This is a genomic window from Candidatus Caccoplasma merdavium (assembly GCA_018715595.1).
In the GTDB taxonomy this organism is placed as follows: Bacteria; Bacteroidota; Bacteroidia; order Bacteroidales; family UBA11471; genus Caccoplasma; species Caccoplasma merdavium.
Genome location: DVLI01000013.1, coordinates 34,113 through 54,747 on the forward strand (window position 1 = coordinate 34,113; position 20,635 = coordinate 54,747).

The 20,635-nt window shown below is 51.3% G+C and carries 20 protein-coding genes; 6 read left to right on the plus strand and 14 right to left on the minus strand.

The features are described from left to right. Positions 1-140: 140 nt before the first annotated feature. The 5 genes from IAD09_04275 to IAD09_04295 form a co-directional block, all read right to left on the minus strand. Positions 141-2,252, minus strand: coding sequence for a SurA N-terminal domain-containing protein (locus tag IAD09_04275; protein ID HIT81440.1), 2,112 nt, complete (start codon positions 2,250-2,252; stop codon positions 141-143). Positions 2,253-2,353: 101 nt separating this feature from the next. Further along, positions 2,354-3,655, minus strand: coding sequence for an HlyC/CorC family transporter (locus IAD09_04280; GenBank protein ID HIT81441.1), 1,302 nt, complete (start codon positions 3,653-3,655; stop codon positions 2,354-2,356). Beyond that, positions 3,652-4,317, minus strand: coding sequence for an LPS export ABC transporter periplasmic protein LptC (lptC, locus tag IAD09_04285; GenBank protein HIT81442.1), 666 nt, complete (start codon positions 4,315-4,317; stop codon positions 3,652-3,654). Before lptC ends, IAD09_04280 begins: the two co-directional genes overlap by 4 nt. Before the next feature lie 31 nt (positions 4,318-4,348). After that, the gene (locus IAD09_04290) at positions 4,349-5,617 is read right to left on the minus strand and encodes a hypothetical protein (protein HIT81443.1); all 1,269 of its coding nucleotides are present in this window, start codon (positions 5,615-5,617) and stop codon (positions 4,349-4,351) included. Next, positions 5,604-6,335 (minus strand): type III pantothenate kinase, encoded by a 732-nt coding sequence (locus tag IAD09_04295; protein HIT81444.1) that lies wholly within the window; start codon positions 6,333-6,335, stop codon positions 5,604-5,606. Before IAD09_04295 ends, IAD09_04290 begins: the two co-directional genes overlap by 14 nt. Before the next feature lie 174 nt (positions 6,336-6,509). Here IAD09_04295 and IAD09_04300 point away from each other — a divergent pair, with 174 nt between their 5' ends. Together IAD09_04300 and IAD09_04305 are read left to right on the plus strand one after the other, a co-directional pair. Next, positions 6,510-6,812, plus strand: coding sequence for a septum formation initiator family protein (locus tag IAD09_04300; protein ID HIT81445.1), 303 nt, complete (start codon positions 6,510-6,512; stop codon positions 6,810-6,812). A 6-nt stretch (positions 6,813-6,818) separates the two neighbouring features. Continuing rightward, positions 6,819-7,169 (plus strand): hypothetical protein, encoded by a 351-nt coding sequence (locus IAD09_04305; GenBank protein HIT81446.1) that lies wholly within the window; start codon positions 6,819-6,821, stop codon positions 7,167-7,169. A gap of 291 nt (positions 7,170-7,460) precedes the next feature. On the opposite strand, the gene IAD09_04310 is transcribed toward IAD09_04305, so the two are convergent. The 5 genes from IAD09_04310 to IAD09_04330 all read right to left on the minus strand — a co-directional run bounded on the left by IAD09_04310 (position 7,461) and on the right by IAD09_04330 (position 11,751). After that, a complete protein-coding gene (locus tag IAD09_04310) occupies positions 7,461-7,919 on the minus strand; it encodes a 50S ribosomal protein L9 (GenBank protein ID HIT81447.1) in 459 nt (152 codons plus the stop codon). Positions 7,920-7,943: 24 nt separating this feature from the next. Beyond that, positions 7,944-8,213 (minus strand): 30S ribosomal protein S18, encoded by a 270-nt coding sequence (locus IAD09_04315; GenBank protein HIT81448.1) that lies wholly within the window; start codon positions 8,211-8,213, stop codon positions 7,944-7,946. 2 nt (positions 8,214-8,215) lie between these two features. Next, positions 8,216-8,566 (minus strand): 30S ribosomal protein S6, encoded by a 351-nt coding sequence (locus tag IAD09_04320; GenBank protein HIT81449.1) that lies wholly within the window; start codon positions 8,564-8,566, stop codon positions 8,216-8,218. A gap of 105 nt (positions 8,567-8,671) precedes the next feature. Further along, positions 8,672-9,523: a hypothetical protein gene (locus tag IAD09_04325; protein ID HIT81450.1), complete on the minus strand. Its 852-nt coding sequence runs from the start codon at positions 9,521-9,523 to the stop codon at positions 8,672-8,674. Beyond that, entirely contained in the window at positions 9,520-11,751 is a 2,232-nt protein-coding gene (locus IAD09_04330; GenBank protein HIT81451.1) for a bifunctional (p)ppGpp synthetase/guanosine-3',5'-bis(diphosphate) 3'-pyrophosphohydrolase, read from the minus strand. Before IAD09_04330 ends, IAD09_04325 begins: the two co-directional genes overlap by 4 nt. Before the next feature lie 126 nt (positions 11,752-11,877). Here IAD09_04330 and IAD09_04335 point away from each other — a divergent pair, with 126 nt between their 5' ends. From IAD09_04335 to recA, 4 genes are all read left to right on the plus strand, one after another. Continuing rightward, the gene (locus IAD09_04335) at positions 11,878-13,395 is read left to right on the plus strand and encodes a DUF4301 family protein (GenBank protein ID HIT81452.1); all 1,518 of its coding nucleotides are present in this window, start codon (positions 11,878-11,880) and stop codon (positions 13,393-13,395) included. A 175-nt stretch (positions 13,396-13,570) separates the two neighbouring features. After that, on the plus strand, positions 13,571-14,764 hold the full coding sequence (locus IAD09_04340; GenBank protein ID HIT81453.1) for a saccharopine dehydrogenase family protein: 1,194 nt from the start codon (positions 13,571-13,573) through the stop codon (positions 14,762-14,764). Positions 14,765-14,978: 214 nt separating this feature from the next. After that, entirely contained in the window at positions 14,979-15,428 is a 450-nt protein-coding gene (gene bcp / locus IAD09_04345; protein ID HIT81454.1) for a thioredoxin-dependent thiol peroxidase, read from the plus strand. Between the two features lie 10 nt (positions 15,429-15,438). Further along, entirely contained in the window at positions 15,439-16,470 is a 1,032-nt protein-coding gene (gene recA, locus IAD09_04350) for a recombinase RecA (protein ID HIT81455.1), read from the plus strand. Positions 16,471-16,549: 79 nt separating this feature from the next. Here recA and IAD09_04355 read toward each other — a convergent pair whose 3' ends face one another. Genes IAD09_04355 through lpxD form a run of 4 tightly spaced genes read right to left on the minus strand, consistent with a single transcriptional unit; the run spans position 16,550 to position 20,394 of the window. Then, a complete protein-coding gene (locus tag IAD09_04355) occupies positions 16,550-17,101 on the minus strand; it encodes a hypothetical protein (protein HIT81456.1) in 552 nt (183 codons plus the stop codon). Positions 17,102-17,135: 34 nt separating this feature from the next. After that, positions 17,136-17,912, minus strand: coding sequence for an acyl-ACP--UDP-N-acetylglucosamine O-acyltransferase (gene lpxA, locus IAD09_04360; GenBank protein ID HIT81457.1), 777 nt, complete (start codon positions 17,910-17,912; stop codon positions 17,136-17,138). A 21-nt stretch (positions 17,913-17,933) separates the two neighbouring features. Beyond that, positions 17,934-19,316 carry a bifunctional UDP-3-O-[3-hydroxymyristoyl] N-acetylglucosamine deacetylase/3-hydroxyacyl-ACP dehydratase gene (locus tag IAD09_04365; GenBank protein HIT81458.1) on the minus strand — a complete coding sequence of 461 codons (1,383 nt, stop codon included), beginning with the start codon at positions 19,314-19,316 and terminating at the stop codon, positions 17,934-17,936. A 37-nt stretch (positions 19,317-19,353) separates the two neighbouring features. After that, positions 19,354-20,394, minus strand: a complete 1,041-nt coding sequence (gene lpxD, locus IAD09_04370; protein HIT81459.1) for a UDP-3-O-(3-hydroxymyristoyl)glucosamine N-acyltransferase — start codon at positions 20,392-20,394, stop codon at positions 19,354-19,356. Positions 20,395-20,635: the final 241 nt, after the last annotated feature.

The window sequence follows — 20,635 nt, forward strand, 5'->3', positions numbered from 1 at the left end:
TAGTGGGTATTGTGGGACAAAGGTAGGGATTTGTCGTGGAAAATGGGGCCGCATGCGGCATTTTCCTGCGTAGTGGGGATAAAAAAACAGCGCAAAACCGAGTTTTGCGCTGTTTCTTGATGTGAGTGATAAGTAGTGTATCAATAAAACTTGATGCGATTGTCTTCTACTTCGGAGTTCTCTTTGAGAACGCTCATGAATTGGTTGAGGAGGACATATACTTTTTGGTTGTATTTCTCGGCCTCGGCAACGGCGTCCATGGGCTCGGTGTTGTTCTCTTGGGTGGTCACGGCAAACATGTAAACGCCGCGGTTTCCGGCAACGGGGCCTCCCAGTTGGCCTTTGGAGGCGCTGGTGGCGGCACCGATGAGGGCGTATTCGCTACCCAGCCCGGCAATCGAAGAGGTGTTGAAGGTGATGAATTTGGCCTCCTCGACTTTCGAATTCATGGCTTGTGCAGCTGCATCGATTTGGGTCGGGTTCTTGGCTTTGAGGTCGGCCATGATTTTCTCGGCCTTTTTCTCTTTCAGTATCTCCTGACGCAAGTACGGTTCGACTGTTGCTTGGGGCATGTAACCCTCTTCGGAGATGTTCGATACCATGGCTACGAGGAAGTTGTTTTCGATGTTGAAAATTTCCGACATGGCTTCTTTCTTGGCGTTGAAAGCCCATCTTACGACAGAGCGGCCGTCGTTGATGGTTCCGAAGTTGATGTCGTCGGCCGTGAGGGTGGCGGTGTTGACCAGCAGACCTTCATTGGAGGCGTTGGCTTCGAAGTCGGCCAGTTTGTTGTTGTTGGCAATGTATTGGCTTACTTTGTTGTAGAGGTCGCTGTATGTGTCGGAACTGGGACGTACGTTCATGACCAGTTGGGCTACGTTGGCTTTGGCTACCGGGGCTTTGCGCTCGGTTACCTGCACCAGGTGAATGCCGTAGGGCGATTCGATGCGGGTGACGCCGTTGTTGCGGCTGTTGAAGCAGAGGTCGTTGAAGTCTTTGCCGAATTGTATGGCGTCGATTTCACTTATCCACCCGATTTCACCTCCGTTGGCACCCGAATTTCTCTCGGCCGAGAATTGACGGGCCATTTCGGCGAAGTTACCCCCTTTTTGCAGAACCGTGTAGATACTGTCGATGCGGGCCGTAACGGCGGCACTGTTATTGAGCGGGAACATGATGTGACGCACTTTTACCGAGTCGGGGGCGTTGTGTTTACCCATCAGACGGTACATTTTATACGATTCATCTTCGAAGAAGGGTCCGTAGACGTCACCGGTTTGTGATTTCTGTACGAAATTTTTCATTTCGTCGTCCATCGACGACACGGCCACATAGGCTTCGGTGTAGGGTACATCGGTGTTGAAGGTCAGGAATCCGCCCATGTCGTGGGTCGAAGCAAAAGTCTCGCGCAAAGCGTTGATTTTCTCTTCGGTGGTTTTGTAGTCGGCCTCGCTGGGGACGATTTCTACGGCAATGTATTTGATGGTGCGGTGGGCATCTTGTTTGTAGCGCTCTTTGTCTTTGTTGTAAGCGGCTGCCAATTCTTCATTGGTAATAGTGATGTCGTTGTCGGAGATGCTCGAATAGGGTTGCAGGGCGTAGTCGAACGCTACCGATTTGCGACCGTTGTCATAAGAGGCTTGCAGGTCGTATTTGTTGGGTGCCATCGTTTTGAGTATCAAGCCGAGGTATTTTTCCGAGAGACGTTGTTTTTTCACGTCTTGTTCGAGATTGATCCATTTGGTACGGTAGTCCAGGATTTGTTCTACGACATCGTCGGAATATTGCGAAAGGTCATCGTTGAATACAACTTGCAAGAAATTGAGCAGTTCGGCTTTGTTGGAGAACATTTGCTGGATTTGCGGGGCGATGTGGTCGCCTTGCAGCATGTCGCTCAACTCTTCTTTCGATACTTTCACGCCTACGCTGGCTGCGGCGTCGCTGATGAGCATTTCTTGCACGATTTGGTCAAACACCTCTTTGTTGATGCGTGCCGAGTAGCCTTCGGGCAAAGACATGCCGTATTGCTGGCGGAACATGGCCTGCATCTCTTCGGTGCGGCGGTTTACCAATGTCGAGAATTCTTGTGTTGTCACTTTTTTGCCGTTTACCACGACGACCTTGTCTTTCGACATTCTGAAAAAGGCTTGTCCCGAATTGAGGAAGTCACCTATGATAAACGCGAGCAGGGCGACACCGATTACGATGACCAGAAGTCCTGCTTTGTTTCTGATTTTCTGTAAAGTAGCCATTTATGTGTGTTGTTTTTAAGTTTCGGTTACAAGGTGTTTCTCACAATAAAGCGCACGAAGATACAAAAAAAAGTGTTTCTATGTGAATTTTACTGCCAATTTTATCGTTTTTCCTTTTCAATCTTTTCCGATTCGCTGCTCGGGTCGGGCTCGTTGACGTGCATTTTCACCCGGCCGATGCGGGAGTTGTTGCATTCGCTGATTTCGAAGCGGTATTTCCCGCATTCGATGATTTCTCCCGGCTGGGGAATTGTCTGGTGGTCGTGCAGGATAAATCCGGCAATGGAGAGGTATTCGTCCGATTCGGGAAGATCGAGGTGGTATATTTCGTTGATTTTGCCGATTTCCATGCGACCCGAAAATTCGTATGTGCTGTTGTCGATTTTGCGGGAGAAGTAGCGTGGCGTATCGTGTTCGTCCTCGATGTCTCCGAAAATCTCCTCGACCAGGTCTTCGAGAGTGATGATGCCCGAGGTGCTGCCATATTCGTCGACGACGACGGCGATGCTCTTTTTTTGTTGCATGAGCTGTTTCATCAACTTTTGGGCGGGCATGGTTTCGGCCACTTGGAGTATGGGGCGAATCAATGTTTTCCAGTCGGACGAACGCTTGAAAAGATCCGAAGAGTGGATATAGCCGATGATGTGGTCGATGTTGTCTTTGTAGACGGGAATTTTGGAAAATCCCGAGTCGGAGAAACGTTTTATCAGGCTCTCTTCTGTCGTTTCGTCGATGTTGACGGCAATGATTTCAGGTCGTGGAATCATGCACTCTCGGGTGTTGCGAGACGAGAATTCGAGGGCGTTTTGCAGGATTTTCACCTCGGTGTCGACACTTGGGTCGTTGTGTGCCTCGTCGAGGCTTTGTTGCAGGAACTCGTCGAGTTCGTCGATGCTCACCGCATTTTCGGGAGCCTCTTTCTCCACTTTTATGCCCGACAGGCGCAAGATGCTGTCGGATATGACTGTTGAGAAGCGGGTCACCGGGTAGAGTATGAGGTAGAAGAGATAGGTGGGTATGGCGAGGAGGCGTAACCAGAAGTTGGGATTGATGCGAAACAGCGTGTTGGAGAAAAATTCAGAGGTCAGCAAGATGGCGACAGTGGCCACGAGAGCCTGGCCGATGATGATGAAAAGCGGCTGGTCCCACAGGTCGGCCAGCCAAGGCCGTGTGAGGCTGGCCACGCAGATGCCGAAAATGACCAGGGCAATGTTGTTGCCCACCAGCAGCGTGGCGACAAACTGTTGCTGGTGTCGGGTGAAAACCGAGAATATGCGCCCGATAATCGACCGGCTTTGGGCGTCGAGGTCGATGCGCACTTTGTTGGCGGAGACAAAGGCGACTCCCATTCCCGAAAAGAAAAAGGATAGCAAGAGCGATATGACAATGAGCGTCGATGTCATTTTTTCGGAGCGTATTTCTGTGCGTTGTTTTTGGGATTGCGCGAAGGGCTGTTTTTGGGCGAGCTTTCTTCCTCGTTCCTGTTCTGGTTAATGGGGAATATCCCCGTCGTGTGGCGTATGGTATATTGGGTCATGGCTTCGTTCGAGACAAACCCTATGCCCTCAATGATTCTGTCAGAGCGTTCGATGTGTATGGCACTGTCGGAGTAGATGCTCTTTTTTTGCTGGTTCCAGTAAATCTCTTCGGTGAAGAAGCGTTCGTCTTGCATGTTCTCGATGCGAACGTCGCCCCTGAGCCGCCACAGTTGCAGCTTGTTGTAGAAGATGGCTGTGTCGCTGAGAATGAAAGATTCTGTGTTGAAACTGGAATCGAATTTCTCGACAAAGATGCCTTGTGGGAAATACCAATAGGGCTCGTCGGCTTTGTCGAACACGCGCCACTCCTTGGCTTGTATGCGGTAGCGGGTGACTCCGGAGTCGGAAATCAGCGTGTTGACATCGAAGGTCGAGAGCGACGGCACGTCTTTGGGGTCGCTGAAACTGTCGATAATGGCTTTTTTCTCTTTTTTGCAGGAGGTGAACACCGACCCCAGTATCATGACCGCGAGTATGAGGGTGGCGGTGAGTTGCGAAATGCCGATGGAGTGAGTCTCTTTTTTCATCTCTTGCGCGCTGTCTCCTGTTCGCTATCGGTTAGTGCAGGCGGCTCTTATAGAACCACATTTCGTTGAACGTCAGTCCCAGGGAGATTTTAAATTCGTTCTCGCTTACCAGCCGGGTGGGGGCGGTTCTGCGATTGGTGTATCCAAAAGAGATGTTGATAATCGATTTGTTCCGTTTCATGGGAATGCCGGCACCCAGTGTGATGGCTGTCTCCCACAAGGAGTTTTCTCCGGTTTTCGATTGCACGCGCGGATAGGCGCGGCCTACATTCACGCCGGCGCGGTAGCGCACGCTCTGGAAAAAGTTGTTCGAGTAGGTCTGCGGCAGGTATTCTGCTCCGACTGCGGCTTGGAACGAGTTGTTGAAATACGATGTCGTGTTTTCAAATTTCGCTTTGCTCCACGGTTGGAAAGTGAAGTCGGCCTCTATCGCAAGCCGCTCGTCGTAGGTGTAGCTTATGCCTCCGCCGTATGAAGCGGGGAGGGAATATTCGTTTTTGAGGTTGATGGTGTCGTTTTGAAAATAGGTGACGCTACCCGAGGAGGTGTTGTAGTTCCCGCCGCTGATGTAGCCTTTGCCCAACAGGTTTTTCCCGGGGGTGTAGACGGCGCCGAACGTGAGGCGGTTTTTCTTGTTGAAGCGCACCGTGTATTGGGCTCCGATTTCGATGCGGTAATCCGACACGTCGATGATGTTGTCGAATACGGTGGCATTGGTGGCATCAATGGTCGAAATCGATGTCGAGCTGTTGGTGATGTCGCCAAACAGATAGTTGACGTTCACCCCGAGGGTGAAACCCTTGAAGAGGTAGACCCCCAGTCCCGCAAAGGCTTGATTGATGCTGCCTTCGCCGGTCTGTCTTGCGGTGCCGTTGGTGATGCTTCCCGTGTAATCATATCCCACCGTCGAATAAGGTACAACACCCAGCGTGGCTGCCAACCAGCGGGCCATGGGAAATTGCATGGCGAAGTATTCAAAACTCCAATTGGTCCGCGTCTCTTTCAGAGAACCCTCTTTCATGTGGTCTATTTGCAGGCTCACGCCGAAGTCGCACAGGAATGTGAGCGTGTCGATGGCTGCATAAGATGCCGGATTTTTTATGTTGATTTGCTTTCCGCTCTGCAAGGCATATCCCACGCCCCCCATCGAGCGGGAAGCTCCGATGGCGTGGCTGTCGAGTGTGCCGTAACCGTAGCGGGAATAGGGACTGTCGATGTTGCTTTGGGCCGACAAGGGCATCGCCCCGATGACCAGCGCAAAAATGATAAATGCGTATAAAACCGGTTTATGGTTGGACATTATGATGCAATATTCTGTTTAAACCTTTCAATACAATACAATCGTCTACAAAGATGGCGGTTTTTAATTTGTCTGCCAATAAAAATGCATCTCCACCCGTTAAAAAAATCAAAAGCTCGGGATATTCCTGTTTCAAATGCGAGATATACCCCTCGATTTCATGGCATACGCCAAATACGGCTCCCGAGCGCATGGCGGTCTCGGTATCGTACCCGACGAGTGGGGTGTCGCCGTTTTTCTCGACGATAGGGAGCCTTTCGGTATATTTGTGCATGGCCTTCAAGCGCATTTTTATGCCCGGAGCTATATTGCCTCCGAGAAAATGCCCCCGAGATGTTATGATGTCATAAGTAATGCAGGTTCCCGCATCGACCACCAGAAGGTCCTTGTCGGGCATTTCGGCGTGTGCCCCCACGGCTGCGGCAACGCGGTCGCTCCCCAAGGTGCGGGGGGTGCGGTAATCGATGGTAACAGGCAGAGGCGTGTCGGCAGTGAAGAAGAAAAATCGGGCTATTTGCGATTGCAGGTAATCGCAAATTTCGGCATCGGCATGGGCCACAGATGAGTAGATGCAGCCTGTCACCGGGTAGCGGGCAAGCAACTTGTCGATATACGACCGGGTGAGGCGTGGTATGCGTTCTATTCGGTCGGGATTTCCTTCTCCCGAGAACAGCGCGGCTTTGATTGTGGTGTTTCCTTGGTCGATAACCAGGTGCATGACGGCGATTTTTGCCTGCAAAGATACAAAAAACCCGCTGATTATTCGACGCTTGCCACGGGATTTATTTTTCTTCGCCTGTCCCGATGCCGCGTGTTGCGAGATTCGGTTCGAAAAAACTTTCCCGTTTCAAAAAATTTGTGTACGTTTGTGGAAACTTTCCCGCTTGAAGGAATGAGAAAATTCGTGAAGATATGGTCCTTGTTGCGTCGTGTACCGCTGATGTTTTACATCGCGGGTGCATTGATTTTTGAGATGGTCTTTATCGACGAGAATAGCTTTGTCCAGAATATCCGCTATGACCGGCAAATATCGCAGCTGCGCAAGAGTGTCAACCATTATCAGCAGATTGTCGATGAGAGTCGGGCGCGCCTCGATGAATTGCGTTCTGACGATGAGAATCTCGAAAAGTTCGCCCGGGAAACCTATCAGATGAAACGCGACAACGAAGATGTCTTCGTCTTTGTCGATGATTGACGCCTTATGCAAAAAAACAAAATATCCGATACCCTGTTTCAATGCTCGGCTGTGGCCGTGCTTTTGGGGGCTGCCACCTACACGTTTATTCCCGACCTGCCGGCCTATTTCCTTGCGGTCGGTTCGCTCGGAATGTTCTTGACCCGTCTTACGCGCCGTTATGCCGGTTCGAATTTGCGTTTGCGGCGTCTATATCGCCAAGAGCTTTTTTCGTCGTTGATTTTCATGGGAGCTGCCGCCCTGATGTTTTGGCGAGGGGGCACCGATTGGGTCGTGCTGTTTATTGTCGCCACCATTTTGCAGGTATATGCGGCGATACTCATTCCTCGTGAGGAGGCCAAGGAGAAGCGCGAGTAACGGCTTTTGTGATTGTTTACAATCCCCTCCCCGGGGCTACTGTGGTTTGCCTGAATTTTTTCTCGACTCATATATTAATATGTGATGCTTTCCCAAATGAGGGATAAAAACCATTGCCTTATTTGGAGCGTGTGCCGTGGAATCGAATCCTTGTGGCGTGTGATACCAAGGAGCATTCAGAGTAAAGAAAAAATAAGGTCTGTCCGGGAGAAGGAACAGCAAGGAATAATAAAAAGAGGACACCCCGTCGGGGTGTCCTCTTTTTATTTATGAAGTCTTTCTCTGCGACAGTTATTCGGCAGCAGCCTCTTCGGCAACCACTTCAAAGGGGATTTCTACGCTCACCTCTTTGTGCAGTTTTACGACAGCTTTGTAAGAACCGATTTCTTTAACGGCATCTTTCACAACGATAATCTTGCGGTCGATTTCGTGTCCGAGTTTGGCCAAAGCCTCAGCAACTTGGATATTGGTAACCGAACCGTAGATTTTTCCGGTGGCACTGGCTTTGGTGGCGATGGTAAGGCTTACACCTTCGAGTTTTGCAGCCAAATCCTGAGCGTCTTGTTTGATTTTTGCCAGTTTGTGAGCACGTTGTTTCAGGTTCTCGGCGAGTTCTTTCTTGGCCGATTCCGAAGCGATAACGGCTTTTCCTTGCGGAATGAGGTAGTTGCGGCCGTAACCGTCTTTTACGGTAACGATATCGTCTTTATATCCCAAGTTGAGAATATCTTCTTTCAATATAACTTGCATGCTTGTGTCCTCCTTACTTTTAGATTATTTCATCATATCGGTTACGTAGGGCAGCAAAGCCAAGTGACGGGCACGTTTTACAGCTTGTGCAATACGACGTTGGAATTTGAGTGAAGTTCCGGTGATGCGACGGGGCAGGATTTTACCTTGCTCGTTGAGGAACTTTTTCAAGAATTCGGGATCTTTGTAGTCGATATATTTGATACCGCTCTTTTTGAAACGGCAATATTTTTTCTTTTTCACATCGACCGAGGGGGGGGTCAAATATCTGATTTCAGATTGTGCTTGTGCCATGATTAGTTCTCCTTCTCTTCTTTAGCTGATTTTACATTTCTTCTCTTGGCGGCGTATTCGGCAGCGAATTTGTCCATCTTGAAGGTGAGGAAGCGAATTACGCGTTCGTCGCGACGGAAGTTTACTTCAAGTTTCTCGATGACAGAAGGTTCTGCATCAAACTCCAACAATTGGTAGAAACCGGTAGATTTTTTCTGAATAGGATAGGCCAACTTGCGCAATCCCCAGTTTTCTTCGTTCACGATAACGGCACCTTGCTCGGTGAGTATCGATTTGAACTTGTCTACCGTTTCCTTCATCTGAACATCAGACAAAACGGGAGTTAAAATGAAAACGGTTTCGTAATGGTTCATGATAATTTTGAGATTGAATTGGTTAATACTTTTTTCAATTGCGGGGCAAAGGTACGACAATATTTCTTGTCGTGCAACACTTTATCTCTATTTTTCGGAACTTTTTTATCGCCCTTCCGTTGCCGCGAGTTGGCGGGAGAGGAGGTCGATGGTTTTCCGGGCAATCTTTTTCTCCCGTTCGAGATTGACGATGCGTCTTTCCAATGAAGAGAGGCGGAAGCATTGCTCGAAGGCTTTGCGGTCGTTTTCGCTTAGCGTGTAAGAGTAGGGGAATTCGCCTTCGTAAGATACTTTTATCGGTTTCTCTTTGGCCGATATGATGGTCTCGATGACGGGACGGAGCTCATGCCCCCGGTAGCACACCAGTTCGCAATGGGTCCCGTTCTGGTAGGTGAAACGGTAGTTCAAGGCTCCGTCATAGGGCGTTGTCGGGGTGAGGGCGTAGGTGCCGTCGGGAAGCTCTATTTTGGCCGCTACATGGTGGAGGGGGGCTTTCCCGCAGTAAACGCTTATGATTTCGGCTTCGAACGAAGGGGTGAGTTGTATGCGCAGGCAGGTGGTGCGGGCACTCCCGGCATGGTGGTCGTGCAGGTAAACGTAACGTCCCTTGTCGGGGTCATTGCCATTTTTTATGAATCGGAATTGGGGCATCATCTCTTCACGGCTCTCTCGCAAAAGGGGGAGGAGGCTGTCGATGAAGTGCAGGTTGCGTCGGTTTTGTTCCAGTGTGATGCGTTGGTTGAGGGTGATTCCTTTGCGTATCCAGTCGAAGGCCAGGGAGTCGCTTTCGGGTATGGAGTCGATGAGGCGTTGTGCCGCTTGGTATTCGCCGGCGACAAAGGCTTCTTCGGCTTTGAGGTAGAAGGCTTTGGCTTGTGGGTGCCGGTCACAGGCCGTCAGTGACAATGCGAGTATGGCAATGCCGGTTCCCAGGAGATGGGTGATGTGTCGTTTCATGACTCTCTCGGGGTGTAGAGGGGTGTTTCGCGGGCGACGCTTTTTACCCCTTTTATGGTTTTGATTTTCTTTATCAAGGCGTTGAGGGCTGTCGTGTCGTCGACAAGGACGGTGATGTGCCCTTGGAACAGGCCGTCGTTGGAGTCGATGGCGATGCTGCGCATCGAGACGCGTTTTTCTTTGGAAATGACCGACGTGATGTTGGTTACGATGCCGATGTCGTCGTTGCCGATGACTCGCAGCACGATGGCGTATTGCGACCCTTGTTTGCCCGACCAGCGGGCTTTTACGATGCGGTATCCGAATTGGGTGCGCAGATTTTCGGCATTGGGGCAGTCCTCGCGGTGTATTTTGATGCTTCCCTGGGAGGAGACGAACCCGAATATCTTGTCTCCGAAAATGGGGTTGCAGCATTTCGACAGTTTGTAGTCGAGCCCTTTGATGTTTTGGTCGATGACCAGTTCGTCTTCGCCGAGGCTGTCGCCCGACTGGGTGGCGATAAAGTTCTCGGCCGTGCGGTTTTCGGTCGACTCTTCGTTGTTTTCCTTGTGTTCTATCTCGTGATAGAGGTCGAGTATGTGGTTGACGTCGAGCCGCTCCTGGGCCAGTGCGCAATAGAAATCGGTTACGGTCTTGTAGCCGGTCTTGCGAATGAGCTTCATGAGTATGGCGTCGTTGACGTCGATTTTGCGGTTTTTGAATCGCCGGCTCAGCATCTCTTTGCCCATCTCGGCCTCCTTGTGCTGGATTTCGTTGAGGGCTTGTTTTATTTTTACCCGGGCTTTGGAGGTGCAGGCGATGTTGAGCCACTCCTGTTTGGGTTTTTGGGTGGGCGAGGTGAGTATTTCGATGGTGTCTCCGCTTTTCAGCTTATACCTGATGGTCTGGTTCTTGCCGTTGACCTTGCCGCCTGTGCAGCGACAGCCCAACTGGCTGTGTATGAGGAAGGCGAAGTCGAGCAGCGTGGCGCCTTTGGCCAGTTTGTAGAGGTCGCCTTTGGGGGTGAAGACAAAGACCTCTTTGTCGTAGAGGTCCATGCGGAATTCTTTCATCAACTCCATGGGGCCTCCGTCGCCCGATTCGAGTATGTCGCGCACGTTGTTGAGCCAGTCGTCGAGACCTTTCTCGCTTTTCAGCCCCTTGTATTTCCAGTGGGCGGCGAGCCCCCGTTCGGCGATTTCGTCCATGCGTTTGGTGCGTATTTGCACCTCGACCCAGCGGTCTCCGGGTCCCCATACGGTGATGTGTAGCGACTCGTAACCGTTGCTTTTGGGCACCGAGAGCCAGTCTTTCAGCCGTTTGGGGTTGGGCCGGTACATGTCGGTGATGATGGAATAGACGTGCCAACAGTCGGCCGACTCCTTTTCTATCGGGCTGTCGAGTACCACGCGTATGGCGAATAGGTCGTAGATGCCTTCGATGTCGACGTTTTGTTTTCTTATTTTGTTCAGAATGGAGGATATGGACTTGGTGCGCCCTTTTATCTCGAATTTCAGGCCGGCGTCGAGTAACTTCTGTTTGATGGGGGCGATAAATTCGCGGATATATTTGTCGCGCGACTCCTTGGTCTCGCTTAGTTTGTGGGCGATGCGGTCGTATTCGTCGCGCTGGGTATATTTCAGGGCGAGGTCTTCGAGCTCGGTTTTTATGCGGTAGAGACCCAACCGGTGGGCGAGCGGCGCATAGAGGTAGGAGGCTTCATAGGCGACGTTTTCGCGGAACTTGGTGTTGGGGTGGTGGTTGATCATGCGCATGAGGCACAATCGGTCGGCAATCATGATGATAATCACGCGCACGTCCTCGGCAAAAGTGAGCAACAGGTTGCGGAAGTTGTCGCTTTGTACGGTCTCTTGCTTGGCATAGAGGCTGCTGGCCTTGATGAGGCCGCGAATGATTTTTACGCAGTCGGCGCCGAAGAGGTCTTCGACCCGGTCGAAGGCGATGCGTTCCTCGACGACGAGGTTGCAAGTCAGTACGGCCGCCAACGTGCTGCGGTCGAGACCCACCTCTTGTGAGAGTATCAGAGCTGTTTCGATGTCGCGGAGCAGCCGGTTCAACCCGTTGGCGTCGCGCAAATAGCTGCCCGACAGCACGGCTTCGGAAATATGTTTGCGTAAAAAGAGAAATTCTTTTTCCCCGATGAGAGGACGTGCCGTTGCAAACAACGCACGGTAGGCACAAAGGAACTCTTTGCGCTCGGCGGCGGTAAAGTATTGTTTCTCATTCATAAAACCGACAAGTATTGAAAACCGATTCAAATATAAGTTTTTTTTGCTCGATAATAATTGTTTTTACCGATGATTTTTTTTAAATTTGAGAAGTTTTCGATTTCTGACAATCCTAAAACAAATACTATGTTTACACCCGAAGATTTAGACCTATTGAAGCAGAAGGGAATCTCTGCACAACAAATCGAAGAACAGTTGCATTGTTTCGAAACCGGTTTCCCCTACCTCAAACTCGAAGCCCCGGCCGGGCTGGGAAACGGTATCCTTTCGCTCGACGACACGGCCGTAGACCATTACCTCGAAGTGTGGGAAGAATATTTGACGACCAATCCCGCCATTGTGAAGTTTGTCCCCGCGTCGGGCGCTGCCAGCCGCATGTTCAAGAATCTTTTTGAATTTGTCGATGCCGATTACACCGAGCCGACGACCGATTTCGAGAAGAAATTTTTCGGACACATACACAATTTTGCCTTCTTTGCCGACCTCAATGCCGCTTGCCTCAAAAACGAAGGCCGGGACATCGATGCCCTGATGGCTGCCGGCTGTTACAAAGCGGTGGTCGAAAATCTCCTTTTGGAAAAAGGTCTCAATTACGGAGCCCTTCCCAAAGGCATGTTGAAGTTCCACCACTATCCCGAGACCGATCGCACCGCCATGGAAGAACATCTCGCCGAAGGGGCCATGTATGCCCGCAATGAAGCCGGCGACGTGAACGTGCATTTTACGGTGTCGCACGAGCATTTGCCCTACTTCAAGCAAGTGGTCGCCGACAAGCAGGCCGCCTATGAAAAGGAGTATGACGTGAAGTACCACATCAGTTTCTCCGAGCAGAAACCGTCGACCGATACCATTGCCGCCGACATGGAAAACAAACCTTTCCGCGACAAAGGCAAATTGCTCTTCCGCCCCGGCGGACACGGAGCCCTCATCGAGAACCTCAATGACATCGATGCCGATGTGATATTCATCAAGAACATCGACAACGTAGTGCCCGACCGCATCAAACCCGAGACCGTGCGCTTCAAGAAAATCATCGGCGGAGTGCTCGTCTCGCTCAAAAAACAAATCGACACCTATGTGGCCATGCTCGAAAGCGGCAAATACACGATGGACGACGTGCGTGAGGTGATACTCTTCCTGCAACAGCAGCTCTTCACCCGTCACCCCGACATCAAGAAGATGGAAGATGCCGAGTTGGTCGTCTATCTGCTCAAAAAACTGCGCCGCCCCCTGCGCGTGTGCGGTATGGTGAAGAACGTGGGAGAACCCGGCGGAGGCCCGTTCCTCGTCTATAACGAAGACGGCTCCTTCTCACCGCAAATTCTCGAAAGTTCGCAAATCGACTTGAAGAATCCCGACTCCAAAGCCATGTTCGACAAGTCGACCCACTTCAACCCCGTCGATTTGGTATGTGCCGTCAAAAACGGAAAAGGCGAGAAATATGACTTGCCGCAGTATGTCGACAAGAAAACCGGTTTTATCTCTTACAAGTCGAAAAACGGCAAAGAGTTGAAAGCCCTCGAATTGCCTGGACTGTGGAACGGAGCCATGTCCGACTGGAACACCCTCTTTGTCGAGGTGCCCATCTCCACGTTCAATCCCGTGAAGACGGTCAACGACCTCCTGCGCGAGCAACACCAGTAACACCAATCAATCTGTGAAAGCAGCGGACTGCGCGTTTCCCCGGGCAGCCCGCTGCTTTTGCATGGAGAAGTCCCGGCCGGGCGTAAATTGTGGCGGTGCTCTTGCCCGGAATTCAATAGAAAAGGTTATCTTTGTAGCGGTATAAACCGACAACACAAAAAAACAACAACGCAAAATGGGAAAAGTCCTCATTATCGGTGCCGGCGGCGTAGCTACCGTGGCCGCGCACAAAGTGGCGCAGAACGCCGATGTTTTTACTGAAATCATGATTGCCAGTCGCACCCAGTCGAAGTGCGACGCCATTGTCGAAGCGATAGGGAACAAGGCTATCAAGACCGCCCAGGTCGATGCCGACGACGTGGAACAGCTGGTCGCCCTCTTTGAGAGTTTCCGTCCCGACATCGTGATGAACCTTGCCTTGCCCTACCAAGACCTCACCATCATGGAGGCTTGCCTGCGCACCGGTGTCAATTACCTCGACACGGCCAATTACGAGCCCAAAGACGAAGCCCATTTCGAGTACAGCTGGCAGTGGGCCTACAAAGACCGTTTCGAGAAAGCCGGCCTCACCGCCATTCTCGGTTGCGGCTTCGACCCGGGGGTGACCAGCGTTTACACCGCCTATGCCGCCAAGCACTATTTCGATGAGATTCATTATCTCGACATCGTCGATTGCAATGCCGGCGACCACCACAAGGCATTTGCCACCAACTTCAATCCCGAAATCAACATTCGCGAAATTACCCAGAAGGGTCTCTATTGGGAAGACGGCAAGTGGATTGAAACCGAACCCCTCGAAATACACCGTCCGCTTACCTATCCCAACATCGGCCCCCGCGAGAGCTACCTGCTCCATCACGAAGAGTTGGAGAGCCTGGTCAAGAACTATCCTACCATTAAGCGGGCTCGTTTCTGGATGACCTTCGGGCAGGAGTATCTCACCCACCTGCGCGTGATACAAAACATCGGTATGGCCAGCATCAAGCCCATCAATTACAACGGCATGGAAATCGTCCCGTTGCAATTCCTCAAAGCCGTGCTGCCCAATCCGCAAGACCTCGGCGAGAACTACGAGGGCGAGACCTCGATAGGTTGCCGCATACGAGGTGTCAAAGACGGCAAGGAGCTCACCTATTATGTCTACAACAACTGTTCGCACCGAGCCGCTTATGAAGAGACTGGCATGCAGGGCGTAAGCTACACCACCGGTGTACCGGCCATGATAGGTGCCATGATGTTCCTCAAAGGCATCTGGAAAAAGCCGGGTGTATACAATGTCGAGGAGTTCGATCCCGACCCCTTCATGGAGCAGCTCAACAAGCAGGGGTTGCCTTGGCACGAGATTTTCGGCGGCGACCTCGAACTGTAATGTCCAATCCTTATCATTATATAAAAAGGCATCGAGTATTCGATGCCTTTTTTGTCAGTGTGTCCCGTATCCGCAAGAGAAGATTTTTATAAAAGATAAATGTCATTCACCATTTGGAAAACTGGGTATTTTATGCTTATCTTTGTCCAAGGTAGCGTGTTGTCCCTGTGCGGTTTTTCACGGGACAAAACCCTGTCATAAATCCCAAACAGATATGAAAGTAGGAGACCTTGCCCCCGACGTGTGGGGCGTGAATCAGAACGGAAAAGAGATACGTCGCAGCGACTATCAAGGTCGCAAAGTCGCCCTTTATTTCTATCCCAAAGACAATACTTCGGGTTGCACGGCCGAGGCTTGCAATCTGCGCGACGGCTACGAAGCCTTGCGGGCTGCCGGCTACGAGGTGGTGGGCGTGAGCAAGGACAGTGAAGCGTCGCACCGCAAGTTTATCGAGAAACAGTCGTTGCCCTTTGACCTCATTGCCGACACCGATACCTCGCTCAATCAGTCATTCGGCGTGTGGACCGAGAAAAAACTCTACGGCCGGGCCTATATGGGTACGGCCCGCACGACCTTTATCATCGACGAAAACGGTGTGGTGGAACGTATCATCGACAAGGTCGATACCAAAAACCATGCCGACCAAATACTGAACAATAAATAAAATAGATAATATGGAAGAAGAAGTAAAAAAAGAACCGGCCAAAATTCCGGTTCCTGCCGAGAAGCTCAATGCGCTCCGTGCCGCGATGGACAAAATCGAGAAAAACTACGGCAAAGGCGCCATTATGAAACTGGGCGATGACCAGGTCGAGGAGATTGCCGTCATACCCTCGGGCTCTATTTCCCTCAATGCCGCGCTCGGAGTGGGTGGTTATCCCCGTGGGCGTGTCATCGAGATATACGGTCCCGAGTCGTCGGGAAAAACGACCTTGGCCATACATGCCATAGCCGAGGCTCAAAAAGCCGGCGGCATCGCTGCCATCATCGATGCCGAGCACGCTTTCGACCGCTTCTATGCCGAGAAGTTGGGCGTCGATGTCGAAAACCTTTGGATTTCACAACCCGATAGCGGCGAGCAGGCGCTCGAAATTGCCGAGCAGCTTATCCGCTCGTCGGCCGTCGACATCGTGGTCATCGACTCCGTGGCGGCCCTTACCCCCAAAGCCGAACTCGAAGGTGACATGGGCGATTCGAAGATGGGCTTGCAGGCTCGTCTCATGTCGCAGGCTCTGCGCAAACTCACCGCTACCATCAGCAAGACCAATACCACCTGCATCTTCATCAACCAGTTGCGCGACAAGCTCGGTGTGATGTTTGGCAACCCCGAGACCACTACCGGTGGTAATGCCTTGAAGTTTTACGCCTCGGTGCGCCTCGACATTCGCCGCATCAGTCAAATCAAGGACGGCGAAGAGGTCATCGGTAACCAGACCCGCGTGAAGGTGGTCAAAAACAAAGTGGCGCCTCCTTTCCGCAAAGCCGAGTTCGACATCATGTTTGGCGAGGGTATTTCCCGTTCGGGCGAAATCATCGACCTGGGTGTCGACAAGGGCATCATCAAGAAAAGCGGTTCCTGGTTCAGCTACAACGACACGAAGTTGGGGCAAGGCCGCGATGCCGCCAAGAAGTGCATACAAGACAACCCCGAGTTGGCCGACGAGCTCGAAGCCCTCATCATGGAAGCTCTCAAAGCCGGGAAATAACTGTTTCGCGGAGATACAAAAAAAGAGGAAGCCTTGCCGGGTTTCCTCTTTTTTGCAGTTAGAGTATGACGTTGGGTTTTTAGTATCTGAGGTCCTCTTCGCTCATGTCGAGGTCGTCAAATCCTTCGGTGTCGAGTTCCGAGGGGTCGTAGTCGTCGTTGCCGTAAAACTCTTCGTCGATACCGAGGTCGTTGTTCTTGATGTTCTTTTCCATCTCTTCGAAGTCTACGGACTGGGCGGGAGGGTTGCCCATGGATTTGGTGCAGACGGCCTTTTTCAGGTTTTTGCCGGTGATGATTTCGCGCAGTTCCATGAAGAATGCGCGTTCGGTCATGTTGTCGAAGACGAAGAGCATGCGTTGTTTCTCCTCTTCAAGCAGTTCGCTCAGTCGGGTTTCACCCATGACCCACGAGTCTTCGTCATAGCCGGTTTCCATGTCCATCAGCGTAACCTCGGTTTTCTTTTCCCAGTTGTCCTCGCAGATGAAGAATGAGGTCAGTTGGTCTTTGGCAAAGCCCACCGAGTCGAGTATGGCGTCGTTCAATTCGAGAAACGTCGCTTCGGAATCGATTTCTATTTCACGGGCGAAGTGGTCGACTTCGTCGGAGAGAATCAAAAATTTATAAACCATAATATTAGTAGAACCTCTTAGTTTTAAGCGTTTGTTATTTAAGTCCGCGCACGATGCCGCGTTCGGAGGAGTGTACGAATTGTAGGATTTCGTCGCGCTCGGGAGTGGCAGCGACGTTTTCTTCGATGTATTTGAGCGCGTCGCTGGTGTTCATGCCTGACATGTAGATGCAACGGTACACTTCTTGTATCACGGCGATGGCCTCGTCGCTGAATCCGCGCCGACGCAACCCTACGGTATTGATGCCGGCAAAGGCGATGGGGGTGTGGCCTATCTTGGCGTAGGGCGGAATGTCTTTGTTGACCTGCGAGCCTCCCTGTATCATGACATGGCTGCCGATGTGGGTAAACTGGTGGCACAGTACGCCGCCGCTGAGAATGGCGTAGTCGTCGATAACGACTTCTCCGGCAATCTGAGAGGAGTTGGAGATGATGATGTTGTTTCCGAGTTTGCAGTCATGGGCAATGTGCACATAGGCCATGAGCAGGCAGTTGTTGCCGACGATGGTTTTGCCTTTTGAGGCGGTGCCCCTGTTTACGGTGACATATTCGCGCAGGGTGGTGTTGTCGCCGATTTCGGCCGTGGTCTCTTCGCCTCTGAATTTGAGGTCTTGGGGAATGGCCGATACGACGGCTCCCGGGAATATGGTACAGTTCTTGCCGATGCGGGCGCCTTCGAGAATGGTTGCGTTGGACATGATGCGGGTCCCGTCGCCGATGACGACATTCTTGTCGATGGTGACAAACGGGCCTATTTCGACATTGTTACCGATTTGGGCTTCGGGGTGAACAAATGATAATGGGTGCTGCATGAGATATGAGGGTTAGGACTTTTATTTGTTTTTGGAAATTTGTGCCATGAATTCGGCTTCGGTCGTGATTTTGTCGCCGACAAATACGTAACCTTTCATGTAAGCGCAACCGCGGCGCATCTCGGTCATGAACGACACATGGAAGATGGCCGTGTCGCCGGGTACCACTTTTTGGCGGAATTTTACGTTGTCGATTTTCATGAAGTAGGTCGAGTAGCTGGTGGGGTCGTCGACGCTGTTGAGCGTGAGCAGACCGCCGGTCTGAGCCATGGCTTCGATGAGCAACACGCCGGGAACGACCGGTTCCTGGGGGAAGTGTCCCTGGAAGAAAGGTTCGTTGCTGGTGAAGTTCTTGATGCCGACAATGTGGTTCTTGCCGATTTCGATGATTTTGTCGACCAGCAGCATCGGGTAACGGTGCGGCAGCAACTCTTTGATGCGGTTGACGTCCATGACCGGTTCTTTGTTCGGGTCATAGAACGGGGCTTGTATCTCTTGCCGTTTCACCTCTTTGCGTATGGCACGGGCAAACAGGTTGTTGATTTTGTGCCCCGGACGTGTGGCGATGATGCGCCCCTTGATGGGCTTGCCTATGAGGGCGATGTCACCGAGAATGTCGAGGAGTTTGTGGCGGGCCGGCTCGTTGTTGAAGGCGAGCGGGCGATTATTGATGAATCCCAGTTCGTTGGCATTCTTGTGCGGCGCTCCCACGAGGTCGGCTATGCGGTCAAATTCCGATTGTTCTATCTTTTGGTCATAGATGACGATGGCATTGTCGAGGTCGCCACCTTTGATGAGGTTGTTTTTCAGCAACGGCTCTATCTCTCTCACGAAGACGAATGTGCGTGCACCGGCAATCTCCTCGGCAAAGTTTTTCATGTCTTCGAGGCAAGCATACTGGTAGTTGAGTATCGGAGAGTTGAAGAGTACCATGGTGCTTACGCTGAAATGGTCGTCGGGCAAGGCGATAATCGACGAGCCGCTCTCTTCGTCGGTGATTTCGATTTTGTTGCGAATGATGTAATAGTCTTTCTCGGCTTCTTGCTCTTCGATGCCGACACGCGCGATGTTTTCGATATAGATTTGCGAGCTGCCGTCGAGTATGGGAAATTCGGGGGCATTGACCTGTATCAGGCAGTTGTCGATTTCCGAGGCGTAGAGCGCTGCCATGGCATGCTCGATGGTGCTTACCGTGATGTTGCTTTTGCTCAGTACCGTGCCGCGTTGGGTATTGGCAACGTTTTCGGCAACGGCGTCGATGATGGGTTGTCCTTCGAGGTCGATGCGTTGTATTTTATATCCGTGGTTTTCGGGAGCCGGCAAGAACGTGATTTCGATGTCGAGCCCGGTATGCAAGCCTTTCCCCCGCAGGGTAAAGCTGCTTTTCAGTGTTTGTTGTTTCATCTCCATATCTCCTTATCGTTTGGGGCCGGTTGGAGGTTTATTCGCCCCGTTGTTGTTTTAATGATTTTATCTCTTTTTGTAGTTCTCTGATGGTTTGGCTCAACTCGGGCAATTTGCGCATGAGTACCGAAACCCGGGCAAATTCGCGAGCCGGCATGGCCGGTGTCCCCAGCAGGGTGTTGTTCGGGTCGATGTGGTTGGGAATGCCCGTCTGGGCTCCCACATTCACATGGTCGCCCACGGTGATGTGACCGGCTACGCCTACTTGTCCGCCCATCATGCAGTGGCTGCCTATCTTGGTCGAGCCGGCGATGCCGCACTGTGCGGCCATGACGGTGCTTTCGCCTATCTCCACGTTGTGTGCCACCTGTATGAGGTTGTCGAGTTTCACCCCTTCATGTATGACAGTCGAGCCCATGGTGGCACGGTCGATGGTCGTATTGGCGCCTATCTCTACGTTGTCTTCGATGACCACGTTGCCGATTTGGGCGATTTTTACATATTTCCCGTCATGCGGGGCAAACCCGAAACCGTCGGCTCCGATGACCGCACCCGCGTGTATGATGCAGTTGTTGCCGATGACGCAGTCGTGGTAAATCTTCACGCCGGGATAGATGGTGGTGTTGTTGCCAATCTTCACGTTGTCGCCGATATAGGCTTGGGGATAGATTTTGCACCCTTCTCCCAAAACGGCATGTTCGCCGATGTAGGCAAAGGCTCCTATGTAGATAGAGTCGGAAAGTGTGGCCGACGCTGCAACATGGGAACCCTCTTCGATGCCTTTTTTCTCGGGGCGGGCGGCATTTACCATGTTTAGCAGCATGGCGAGGCAGGCATAGGCATCTTCGACCTCGATGAGCGTGGCCTTTATTTCGCCTTCGGGAGTGAACCCTTTGTTTACCAATACGATGCTGGCTTGGGTCGTGTATATGTGGGGCGTATATTTCGGATTGGCAAGAAAAGTCAGAGTCCCGGCTTTCCCTTCTTCGATTTTGGACAGATTGCTAACTTTGACGTTTTCGTCGCCGATGACTTTTCCACCCAGGAACTGGGCGATTTCTTTTGCCGAAAATTCCATAAATGATTCTTTTTTATTGTTCGGTCTTTTTCTTAAAACGACAAAGTACGCATTTTTTTTTGAAATTAGAAAATAAATCCCACACCATATTTTCATGCGGTCATTTCGCTTCCTCCGAAAAAATATCGATTTGTCTTTTTATATAAATAAAAGTGTATATGTGTGACGATTTTTCAAATAAAATGGTTACTTTTGTCCGAATTTGTAGCTTTAAAATTTTCTTTTCAAAAAGCGGATTTTG